The sequence below is a fragment of the Streptomyces sp. JJ36 genome (assembly GCF_021696945.1).
GTDB lineage: Bacteria > Actinomycetota > Actinomycetes > Streptomycetales > Streptomycetaceae > Streptomyces.
Window position 1 is genome coordinate 122,258 of sequence record NZ_JACYHE010000009.1, and the last position, 11,404, is coordinate 133,661.

Below are 11,404 nucleotides of genomic sequence, written 5' to 3' on the forward strand. Positions count from 1 at the left end.
GAGGTCGGCATGTGCCGGGGGTTGATGACGGCGGTATCCGATTTCGGTGAAGCCGACTCCGGTATTCAGGGTACCGCCACGCTGGGTGATGCTCTAGGCTCGGCCGCCCGATCGGTGCTCAAGTACGACGTGCTCAATCGACTCGACGGCGAGAGGCGCAGTGCGTATGTGGGACACGCTGGTGAGACCGGGCCCCGAGAAGGCCGCGGAGTACCGGGCCGCCGGCTGGTGGCGGGAGCAGACCTTCCTGGACGACCTCGCCGAGGCCGCGCGGGACCGGGGCGACCACCCGGCCCTGATCGCCTACGAGGGACGGGAACACGCCCGGACCCTCAGCTACGCCCAACTCCAGGCGCAGACCGCGCGATGCGCCGCGGCCCTCGCCGAACTCGGCGTCACCCGCGGCGACACCGTCGCCTTCTACCTCCCCAACCGCTGGGTGCTGACCCCGCTCTACCTCGCCTGCCACCGGCTCGGCGCCGTCGCCGTGCCGGTGATCCCCGCACTCGACGTCCGCGAACTCGCGGAGATCCTGCGGGAGAGCGAGGCCCGCGTCTGCTTCACCGTCGACACCTTCGCCGGCATCGACTACGGCGCCCGGCTCGCCGAGGCCGCCCCCGAGACCCTCGCCCACCGGGTGGTGGTCGGGGACGCGGACGCCACCGGCGCCCTCGACTTCGAGGACTTCTTCGTCCGTACGCCGTGGGAGGAGCGACGCACCGTCGACCCGGCCGACCGGCTCGGCCCGGACGAGCCGTCTCTGCTGCTCTACACCTCCGGCACCACCGGCCGCATGAAGGGCGTGGTGCACAGTCAGAACACCCTCCACGCCGCGGTGCTGGCCGTCTCCCGGCCGCATCGTCTCGGCCCGGACGACGTCGTCTCCATCCCCAACTTCGCCACCCACATGGCCGGCCTCACCTACGCCGTCTACATGCCGCTGCTGGTGCACGCCACCTGCGTCATGCAGGACGACGGCCGGGACATGGAGCTGCTGCTCGACCTCATCGCCCGGCACCGCGTCACCTGGGCCTACGCCTCCCCCTCCTACCTCGTCGACCTGATCGCCGCCCAGCGCAAGGAGCCCCGCGACACCTCCAGCGTGGTCCAGGTCGTCTCCGGCTCCGCGCCCATCCAGCCGCAGCTCATCACGGAGATGCGGGACGTCTTCGACCTGCCCGTCCGCGCCCTGTGGGGCATGACCGAGAACGGCGCGGTCACCGTCACCCGGGACGACGACCCGGAGGGCTGGGCCGGGCAGAGCGACGGCCGCGCCGAGCCCTTCATGGAGATCCGCATCGACGCCGAACCGGGCGAGGACTCCGGGCGGCTGCTGGTCCGCGGCGCCTCCCAGTGCCTCGGCTACCTCGGGCAGCGCGAGGTCTACGAGGCCGCGCTGGACGCCGACGGCTGGTTCGACACCAGCGACCTCGCCCGCCACGACGGCCGCGGCGGCATCCGCATCACCGGACGTTCCGCGGACCGCATCACCCGCGCCTCCGGCTACAAGATCTCCACCCTGGAGCTGGAGTCCGTGCTGACCCGGCACCCGGCGGTGCGCGAGGTCGCCGTCGTCGGCTACCCCGACCCGCGCGTCCCCGGCTCCGAACTGGCCTGCGCCGTGGTGGTGGCGGACGGCGAACCACCCACCCTGGAGGCGCTGCACGCCCATCTGAAGGCCGAGAAGATGGCCGAGATCATCTGGCCGGACCGGGTGCAGTTCGTCTGGGAGCTGCCCAAGAACTCGCTGGGGAAGGTCCTGCGCCACCCGCTGCGGGAGCGACTCGAGATCGAGCACGCCGCCCGTCGATGACGGCGTCCCCCCAAGCCGCCGTGGAGGACTCCCCACCCGGGGACGGCAGACGGCGGCACACCGTCGCGCTCGCGGTCCTCTCCGCCGCGCAGCTCGTGTTCCTGCTCGACGCCACCATCGTGAACGTCGCGCTGCCCAGCATCCAGCAGGCGCTGGAACTGAGCGGCGCCGACCTGGAGTGGATCGTCGCCTCCTACTCCATCGCCTTCGGCGGGCTGCTGATGCTGGGCGGCCGGCTCGGCGACCTGCTCGGCAGGCGCCGGGTGTTCGCCGCCGGGCTGGCCCTGTTCACCGTCGCCTCGCTGCTCGGCGGCCTCGCCGACACGGCCTGGCTGCTCATCGCCTGCCGTACGGCCCAGGGGATCGGCGCGGCGGCGGCCTCGCCCGCCGCCCTCGCGCTGATCGCGGTGACCTTCCCCGAGGGGCCGCAGCGGGACCGGGCGGTCGGCTGGTACACGGCGGTGGCCACCGCCGGCGGCGGCGTCGGCCTGCTGGCCGGCGGGGTCATCACCGGGTATCTCTCCTGGCGCTGGGTGATGTTCGTGAACGTGCCGATCGGCGCGCTGATCCTCGCCGCCGCCCCGCGGGTGCTGCGGGAGACGCCCGCGCGGCGCGGGGCGTTCGACGCCACCGGGGCGCTCACCGGCACGCTGGCCGCGCTGCTGCTGGTGTACGGGCTGATCGAGGGCTCGGCGGAGGGCGGCCAGGCCGGCTGGACCACCGCGCCGGTGCTCGCTGCCCTCGCCGCGGCCGCCGTGCTGGGCACCGTCTTCGTGCTCACCGAACGGCGCAGCGCCGCACCGCTGGTGCCGCTGCGGCTCTTCGCCGACCGCACCCGCTTCGGCACCTACGCGGTGCTGGCGCTCATCAGCACCGCGATGTTCGGGATCTTCTTCTTCCTCACCCTCTTCCTCCAGCGGGTCTGGGAGTACGAACCACTGGACACCGCGCTGGTCTACCTGCCGCTGACCTGCCTGCTGGTGGCCGGCGCCAAGGCCGGCCCCCGGCTGGTCGCGCTGCTGGGCGCCCGGCTGCTGGTCTGCGGCGGTCTGCTGGTCGCCGCCGCCGGGATGCTCTGGCTGTCCCGCATCGGCGCGTCCGGCGGCTGGGCCACCGGCATGCTGGTGCCCACCGTGCTGGTGTACTCCGGGCTCGGGGTGACCGGGGTGCCGCTCACCCTGGCGGCGCTGGCACAGGTCGCCGACGAGGACTCGGGCGCCGCCTCCGGGCTGTTCAGCATGGCCCGGCAGATCGGCGGCGCGACCGGACTGGCGGTGCTCGGCACCGTCGTCTGGGCGACCGTGCACACCACGGACGGCGGCGCGGGGGACGGCGGCGCCGCATCCGGCGGCGCCGACGCTCGTACGGCCGGTGCGGACGCCGTGGCCGACGCGGCGCTCGCCGCCGGTGTGGAGCGCGGCTTCCTGGTGGCCGCCGGGGTCACCCTGCTGGCGCTGCTGATCGCCGCCGTCACCGTCCCACGCCGCACCGCCGCGAAGGACGGCCCGCCCGGGGAACCCGGCGGCACGGCCTCCGCCGGGCAGCCCGCCGGCCCCGGGGCCGCACAGGACACCGCGGAGGGCACCGTGCAGGACACCGGGTCCGGGGGCCGGGACGGGAACGGGGTGACGTCGTGACGGACTTCCTGGTGGCCGGCGGCGGCATCGCGGGCGCCGCGGCCGGCTGGCACCTCGCCCGGCTGGGCGCCGCCGTCACCCTGCTGGAGGCGGAACGCACCCCGGGGACGCACGCCACCGGCCGGTCCTCCGCGCTCTTCTCCGAGTACTACGGCAACGCCCCGGTGCGCGCGCTGACCGCCGCCTCCCGGTCGTTCCTCACCGCGCCCCCGCCCGGTTTCACCGAGGTCCCGCTGCTCACCCCGCGCGGGGTGCTGGCCCTGGAGACGCCGGGCACCGCGGCGGCGTACGAGGCGGCCCGGGACGCGGGGCGCACCGCCCCGCAGCCGGTCACCGAGCTGGACCGCCCCGGCGCGCTGCGGCTCTGCCCGGCCCTGCGGCCGGAGGCCTTCCGGCGGGCGCTGCACAAGCCCGGCGCCTGCGACATCGATGTGGACGCCCTCCACCAGGGCTTCCTGCGCGGCCTGCGGGCCGCCGGAGGCACCGTGGTCACCGGCGCCCGGGTGCGCACCCTCGCCCGGAGCCGCGGCCGCTGGCACGCGGCCACCGCCGCCGGGGAGTTCACCGCCCGGGCCGTGGTGAACGCCGCCGGGGCGTGGGCCGACGAGCTCGCCCGGCTCGCCGAGGTCCCGCCGGCCGGGCTGGTGGCCCGCCGCCGCACCGCCGCGGTGGTGGCCCTGCCGCCGGGCCACACCCCGGCGGAGGTGGCGGGCTGGCCCATGGTGACGGACGTGGCGGACACCTTCTACGCCAAGCCCGAGTCCGGCGGTCTGCTGCTCTCCCCGGCCGACGCCACGCCGGTGCCGCCCGGCGACGTCCGCCCGGACGACCTCGACGTGGCGCTGGCCGTCGAACGGTTCGAGTCCGTCGTCCGGATGCGGTTCCGCCACGTCCGGCACCGCTGGGCCGGGCTGCGCACCTCGCCGCCCGACGACACGCCGGTCGTCGGACCCGACCCGGCGGAGCCCGGCTTCTGCTGGCTGGCCGGGCTCGGCGGCTACGGCATCCAGACGGCACCCGCGGCCGGCGCACTGCTCGCCGCGCTCGCCACCGGGGACGCACCACCCCCCGCGCTCGCCCCCGTGGTCCCGGGCGTCACCCCGGCCCGCGACCCCGGGTCCCCGCTCGCCCACCGACCCTGACACCGAACCGACCCTGACACCCCTAGGGAGTCCGGTAGAGATGTCCGAAGCCACCCCGCGGATCCGGGAGTGCACCGGCCGCCCCGTCGACCACGGCCCGTACCGGCCGGTGACCGCGCTCATCGAGGAGCAGGCCGGCCGCACGCCCGACCGGCCCGCGGTGACCTACCGGGGCGCGGCCGAGGAGACCCTGACCTACGCCGAGTTCGACGCCCTCGCCAACGGGCTCGCCGCCGAACTGGCCGCGGCCGGCGCCGGGCCCGGCACCATGGTGCCGCTGGTGCTGGGCAACAGCCTCGAACTGCCGCTCGCCATGGTGGCGGTGCTCAAGACCGGTGCCGCCTTCGCGCTGTGCGACCCGGCCTGGCCGGAGGAGCGGCACCGGGCGGTGCTGGAGATGCTGGACCCGCCGCTGGTGGTCACCGCCGGCCCGGGCCGGGACGCCGGCGTCCCGCCCGGCGCCGCTCCCCGCCGGGTGGCGGTCTCCGCCGCGGCCGTCACCCCCGTCCGGGAACGGCCCGCGGTGTGTCCCGGGCCGGACCGGCCGGCGTACGGGGTGTTCACCTCCGGCACCACCGGCGCCCCCAAGTGCGCCGTCAACCTGCACGGCGGGCTCACCAACCGCTTCCGTTTCATGTCCCGGCACTTCGCCGCCACCGGCGAGGAGGTGGTGCTGCAGAACAGCCGGCACACCTTCGACTCCGCGATCTGGCAGCTTCTCTGGCCGCTCACCACCGGCGGCCGCACGCTCGTCCCCGAGCAGGGCGAGTTCCTGGACCTGGAACGCACGGTGGAGATCGTGCACCGCTACCGGGTGACCGTCACCGACTTCGTGCCGGCCATCCTCGGCATGCTGGTGGCCCTGCTGGAGGCCGACCCCGCGGCCGTCGCCCGGGTGTCCTCGCTCCGTCATCTCGTGGTCGGCGGCGAGGAGATCATCCCGCACGCCGTGCACCGGCTCCGCGCCATGGTTCCCGGCCTGGAGATCACCAACGGCTACGGCCCCTCCGAGACCGCCATCGGCATGGTCTTCCACCGCGTCACCGGCGCCGAGGGCGACCACATCCCGCTCGGCCGCCCGATCGACAACTGCTGGGCCGTCGTCGCCGACGACGCGCTGCGGCCGCTGCCGCCCGGCGCCACCGGGGAGATCCTCGTCGGCGGCGCCTGCGTCGGCGCCGGCTACCTGGGCGACCCGGAGCGCACCGCCGCGGCGTTCGTGCCCAACCCGTTCCCCGACGTGCCCGGCGCCCGGCTCTACCGCACCGGCGATCTGGGCTGGTACGACGAGCAGGGGCTGCTGCGCTTCGCCGGCCGCCGGGACCGGCAGGCCCAGGTGGACGGTGTGCGGATCGAGCTCGCCGAGATCGAGACCACCGCGGAGGGCTGCCCCGGGGTGATCCAGGCGAAGGCCCTGACGCTGCGCCGCGGCGGCCGCACCCGGCTGATGGTGGCCGTCGCCGCCGAACCCGGCACCACCCCGGAGGCGCTCCGGGCCCATCTGGCGTCCGTGCTGCCCCGGGTGCAGATGCCGCGGCACTGCTTCGTGCTGGAGAGCCTGCCGCTCTCCGACACCGGCAAGGTCGACCTGCGCGCCCTGCGCCGGACCGTCGAGGAGAAGCTCGGCGCGGACGCCCCGCCCGCGCCGGTGGGTGGCTCGCCCGCCGCCCGCATCGCGTACGAGCTGGGCGTGCTGCTGGACCGGCCGGACTTCGGCCCCGGCGACGACTTCCTGGAGTGCGGCGGCGACTCGCTCGCCGCCGTCGCCGCCGCCCTGCGGATCGGCACCGCCCTCGGCATCCCGGTCTCCCTGGCCGACCTCTACGCCCACCGCACCCCGGACGCGCTCGCCGCCGCGCTCGCCTCCCGCACCGCCGGGCCGCCCCCCGGCCCCGCACCGGGGCGCCCGGGCTCCGCACCCGGGTCCGCGGACTCCGCGCCCCCGTCCCCGTATGTCGCCGCGCCCGCCGTCCGCCCCGGCGACGGCGCCGCCGCGCCCGGCCCGGAGGCACCGGAGGAGCGCGACGCGGCGCTGCCCCCGGACCTCGCCGCGCTGGCCGCCCGCGCCCGCGGCCGCCCGCTGCCCGCCGGGCCGCCGGGCACCGTGCTGGTCACCGGCGCCACCGGGTTCGTCGGCGCCCGCACCGTGCACCGGCTGCTCGCGACCACCGCCACACGCGTCGTCTGCGTGGTCCGTGCCGCGGACGACACGCTCGCCCGGCAGCGGGTCGTACGGGCCCTCGGCGACCAGGGGCTCTGGGACGAGGCGTACGCCCCCCGGCTGGAGGCGTGCCGCGGCGACCTCGGCCGCCCGCGGTTCGGCTGGGACCCGGACCGCTGGCAGGCGTACGCCGCGGAGTGCGACGCCGTGCTGCACGCCGGCGCCCTGGTCAACTTCCTGCTGGACTACGCCGCCCACCGGGTGCCCAACGTACTCGGCACCGCCGAGGTGCTGCGCTTCTCCCTGACCGTACGGCCCAAGGAACTGCACCACGTCTCCACCCTGGGCGTGCTGGACCGCCACGCCGCCGAGACCGGGCAGCGGCTGGGCGAGGACTTCGACCCGGCCGCCGCCCTCCCGCCGGCCGGCGGCTACAGCCGTTCCAAGTGGGTCGCGGAGCGGCTGCTGACGGCCGCGCGGCGGCTCGGCGCCCCGGTGACCGTCTACCGGCTCGGCGAGATCATGCCGGCGGCCGACAACGGGGTGCCCAACCCCAAGGCGCTGACGCACCTGCTGCTGCGCGCCGTCACCCGGCTCGGGCTCCGGCCGGAGACCCCGTTGGTCTCCGACTGGACGCCGGTGGACGAGACGGCCGCCCGGCTGGTGGCGGGCCTCGGCGAGCCCTGCACCGGCGCCGTCCGGCACGTCTTCCGGCCCGGCAGCGTCGACTTCGCCGCGGTGGCCGCCGGGACGGAGCCCGGCGGCGGCGCGCCGCGCCGGGTGCCCGACGCGGAGTTCCTGGCCGCGCTGCGGGACGCCGCGGACGCGGACGGCGACTCCGCGGCGGCCGTGCTGCTCGCCCTGCTCACCGCGCTGCCCGCAGCGGGCCCGGACGGCACCCCCGACCTGGGCCGGCTGCTGGCCGACAACCCGCGGTACTTCACCCGGCGCGGCTGCGCCGCGCTGGACGCGCGGCACGCGGTGCGGGAGAGACCCCTGGAGGAGGCCGTCGCCGCCTACCGCGCCACGCTCGCCGCCGGCCCCGCAGCCGTACCCGAGACCGTCTGACCGGCCGCCGGTCGCCCGTCCGCCGCGAGCGGACCGGGCGACGGCACCGGAACCGGCCCGGAGGAACCGGGAGGACCAGCAGGACCACAGGGCCGGCAGGACCAGCAGGACCAGAGGACCAGAGAAAGAGGACCGCACGTGCACTACCGGACCATGGGCCGGCTCGGCTGGCAGATCAGCGAGATCGGCTACGGAATGTGGGGGATCGGCGGGGGCCCCGGCGGATTCACCGGCTGGGACTACGACGTCGCCCCGGACTGCCTCGACCTGGCCGTCGAGGAGGGCTGCACCTTCTTCGACACCGCCTGGGTCTACGGCCGCGGCGTCAGCGAGCGCATGCTCGGCGACCTGCTGCGACGGCACCCGGACCGCCGCCTGTACACCGCCACCAAGGTGCCGCCGAAGAACCGGGAGTGGCCGCCCGGTCCGGAGGACACCCTGGACGACGTCTTCCCGCCGGACCACGTACGGGAGTACGTGCACCGCAGCTTGGAGAACCTCGGCACCGACCGGATCGACCTGCTCCAGTTCCACGTCTGGGAGGACCGCTGGAGCGCCGACGAGCGCTGGCAGCGGGTCGTCTCCGACCTCAAGGACGAGGGCGTCGTCGAGGGCTTCGGCATCAGCGTCAACCGCTGGGAGCCCACGAACTGCCTCCGCGCCCTGGACACCGGCCTGGTCGACGTCGTCCAGGTCATCTACAACCTCTTCGACCAGGCCCCCGAGGACGAGCTGTTCGAGCGGGCGCTGCGCGACGACATCGGCATCATCGCCCGCGTCCCCTTCGACGAGGGCGGCCTCACCGGCACCCTCACCCGGGACACCACCTTCCCCGAGGACGACTGGCGCGCCGTCTACTTCGGCCCGGAGAACCTGGAACCGACCGTCACCCGCGCCGAGGCGCTCCGGAAGGTGCTGCCGGACGGCATGACGCTTCCGGAGGCCTCGCTCCGCTTCATCCTGCACCACCCGGCGGTGAGCACCGTGATCCCGGGGATGCGCCGCCCCGCGCACGTACGGGCCAACCTGGCGGTCTCCGACGGCGTTCCGCTCGCCCCGGAGCTGCTGGCGGAGCTGCGCGAGCACCGCTGGGACCGCCGCCCGACGGCGTGGTCGATGTGACCGTCCTCGCGCTCTGGGCGCACCCGCGCTCGGTCTCCACCGCGTTCCTGCGGATGATGATCGAGCGGGGGGACGTCACCGTGGTGCACGAGCCGCTGGTGCTGCTCACCGACCACGGCGAGGTGGAGGTGGCGGAGCCCGGCGGGGGCTCCTCGCCGGTCCGCACCCCGGGGGCGCTGCTGGACCGGCTGGCGGCGCTGGGCGCCCGCGGGCCGGTCTTCTTCAAGGACACCCTGGAATACCACCACCGGCACCTCTTCGACCACCCGGAGCAGATCGCGGACTTCACCCACACCTTCCTGGTCCGCGACCCGGCCCGCGCCATCGCCTCGCTGTACGCCGTCAAGCCGGAGGCGGCCTGCCACGAGGCCGGCTACGAGCACCAGTGGGCCCTCTTCGAGCACGCCTGGAAGTCCACCGGCACCCGGCCGCTGGTGCTCTCCGCCGACCGCCTGCTCGCCGACCCCGAAGGCCAGGTCGCCGCCTGGTGCGCGCGGGTCGGCCTGCCCTTCCTGCCCGGAGCGCTTCGCTGGCGGCCGGGGGAGCGCCCGGAGTGGCGGCCGAACCGGCGCTGGCACCTGGACGCCAGCGCCAGCTCCGCCTTCCGCGCCCCCGAACGCGAGTACGCCGTCACGGTCCACAACGACGCGCGGCTGCGCGCCTGCTACGAGCACCACCTGCCGTTCTACGAACGGCTCGCCGAGCACGCCCTGTGACACCGGTGCCGGAAGCCGGTACCGAGCACGCCAGACGACACGAGGGAGCAGCGCCGATGACGGTCATCGACGAACCGGCCCGGGACGACGCACCGGCCGGGACACCACCCGCCCCCGACGCCACCCCGCCCGACGCCACGCCGCCCGACGCGCCGCACGCCGGCGGGCCCTCGCCCGGTGCACTCTTCGCCCGGGCCCTCACCGAGGACCCGGCCGGGGCCGAGGTCCGCTTCGGCTTCACCCTCACCGACGCCTTCCAGCCCGGCCGGGAACGCCCCCGGCTCACCGCCCGCGACCTCTTCCTCAAACAGCGCGTCGGCTCCGGCACGGTGCACGGCTGGTCCGAGACCCGCCCGGAGACCGAGGTCCGCGCCGAGTCCGGGATGCGCGAGGACACCTACCGCTTCGGCGCCGCCGGCTACGCGGTGCGGCCCGTCACCGCCTGGGTGCGGATACCCGGCGAACTCGCCGGGCACCCCGACGCGCTGGCGCACTTCGTCGACCGGCGGCTGATGGTCCGGCTCGGCACCGCGGAGAACCGCGCCCTCACCCGCGACGTGCTGGACCACCCCGGGGTGCGCTCCCTCGCCTGGACCGGCTCGTACACCGAGGGCCTGCTCGCCGCGTACGACGAGATCGAGCAGAGCGGCGGCACGGCGCACGCCATGATGGTGAACCCGCGGGACTACTACCGCGAACTGGTCGGCTCCGGCAGCCTGCTGGCCGACCTCGCCCGGGAGCAGGTGAAGGTGTGCCGGCACCGGCAGGTGGCGCCCGGGTGCGCACTCGTCGGCGACTTCGCGATGGCCGCCCGGCTGCTGGACGCGGAGCAGTCGGTGATCAAGGTGGCGGAGCCGCCGCCGGGCGCCCTCGACCGTACGGACCCGGGCACCGGCACGGCGGTCTGCGCCGTGGTGCACGAGTCGGTCGCGGTGCAGCTCCCCACGCACTTCTTCCACGTGGTGCCGGGCTGAGCCGGGAAACGGGACGGGTCCCGCGCACACCGGGGGGTCCGTCCCGGCCGGGCGGCTGGCAGGATGGGCGTCCGTGCGTCCGCACAGAGTCCGCGTCCGCACCGCATCCGTTCGTGTCGATCCGGGGGGCCACGATGTCCGACCAGAACCCCTACAACCAGCAGCAGCCGCCCCAGGGCGGCTACGGCTATCCGCAGCAGCCGCCGCCGGACGGCGGGTACGGCTATCCGCAGCAGCCCCCGGGCGGCGGCGCGTACGGCCAGCAGCCGCCGCCGGGCTACGGCCAGCAGGCGCCGTACGGACAGCAGATGCCGTACGGGCAGCCGGGGTACGGCTACCCGGCGCCCGGCCAGTACACCGGCGACCCGAACGCGCCCTACGGATACGACCAGTACGGGCGGCCGTACTCGGAGAAGTCGAAGATCGTGGCGGGTGTGCTCCAGCTCTTCCTCGGCGGGCTGGGCGTCGGCCGCTTCTACACCGGGCACATCGGCATGGCGCTCGGGCAGCTCTTCACCTGCGGCGGTCTGGGCATCTGGTCCCTGATCGACGGGATCATGCTGCTCACCAGCAGCAACGCCACCGACAGCGACGGCCGGGTGCTGCGTGGCGGGTGACCGGCGCGGGCCGGTACGGGACACCGGGCGGGAGCCCGGGCCCGGCGGCCCGCAGACCGCCGTCGCGCCGCCCGGCGGCCACCCCGTGCCACCGCAGCACGCAGGCCCGTACGGCCCGGCGGCGGGCGCTCCCGGGGACGCCGGGCCCCGCCCC

Annotated in this window: 8 protein-coding genes; all 8 read left to right on the top strand. The window is 75.7% G+C overall.

Features of this window, described 5'->3' with window-relative positions; all coding sequences use genetic code 11:
- Window positions 1-166: 166 nt before the first annotated feature.
- The 8 genes from HOY81_RS06095 (at window position 167) to HOY81_RS06130 (ending at window position 11,250) form a co-directional block, all read left to right on the top strand.
- Window positions 167-1,813, top strand: a complete 1,647-nt coding sequence (locus HOY81_RS06095) for an AMP-binding protein (protein WP_237318997.1) — start codon at window positions 167-169, stop codon at window positions 1,811-1,813.
- Complete coding sequence (locus HOY81_RS06100) at window positions 1,810-3,450, top strand: MFS transporter (protein WP_237318999.1); 1,641 nt, start codon at window positions 1,810-1,812, stop codon at window positions 3,448-3,450. Before HOY81_RS06095 ends, HOY81_RS06100 begins: the two co-directional genes overlap by 4 nt.
- Window positions 3,447-4,592: an FAD-binding oxidoreductase gene (locus HOY81_RS06105; protein WP_237319001.1), complete on the top strand. Its 1,146-nt coding sequence runs from the start codon at window positions 3,447-3,449 to the stop codon at window positions 4,590-4,592. Before HOY81_RS06100 ends, HOY81_RS06105 begins: the two co-directional genes overlap by 4 nt.
- A gap of 40 nt (window positions 4,593-4,632) precedes the next feature.
- A complete protein-coding gene (locus HOY81_RS06110) occupies window positions 4,633-7,821 on the top strand; it encodes a non-ribosomal peptide synthetase (RefSeq protein WP_237319003.1) in 3,189 nt (1,062 codons plus the stop codon).
- Window positions 7,822-7,959: 138 nt separating this feature from the next.
- The gene (locus tag HOY81_RS06115) at window positions 7,960-8,943 is read left to right on the top strand and encodes an aldo/keto reductase (RefSeq protein ID WP_237319005.1); all 984 of its coding nucleotides are present in this window, start codon (window positions 7,960-7,962) and stop codon (window positions 8,941-8,943) included.
- Window positions 8,931-9,659: a sulfotransferase family protein gene (locus HOY81_RS06120; RefSeq protein ID WP_237319007.1), complete on the top strand. Its 729-nt coding sequence runs from the start codon at window positions 8,931-8,933 to the stop codon at window positions 9,657-9,659. The genes HOY81_RS06115 and HOY81_RS06120 overlap by 13 nt, the downstream gene beginning before the upstream one ends.
- A gap of 56 nt (window positions 9,660-9,715) precedes the next feature.
- Window positions 9,716-10,633 (top strand): family 3 encapsulin nanocompartment shell protein, encoded by a 918-nt coding sequence (locus HOY81_RS06125; RefSeq protein WP_237319009.1) that lies wholly within the window; start codon window positions 9,716-9,718, stop codon window positions 10,631-10,633.
- Window positions 10,634-10,767: 134 nt separating this feature from the next.
- A complete protein-coding gene (locus HOY81_RS06130) occupies window positions 10,768-11,250 on the top strand; it encodes a TM2 domain-containing protein (RefSeq protein WP_237319011.1) in 483 nt (160 codons plus the stop codon).
- The last annotated feature ends 154 nt before the right edge of the window (window positions 11,251-11,404 follow it).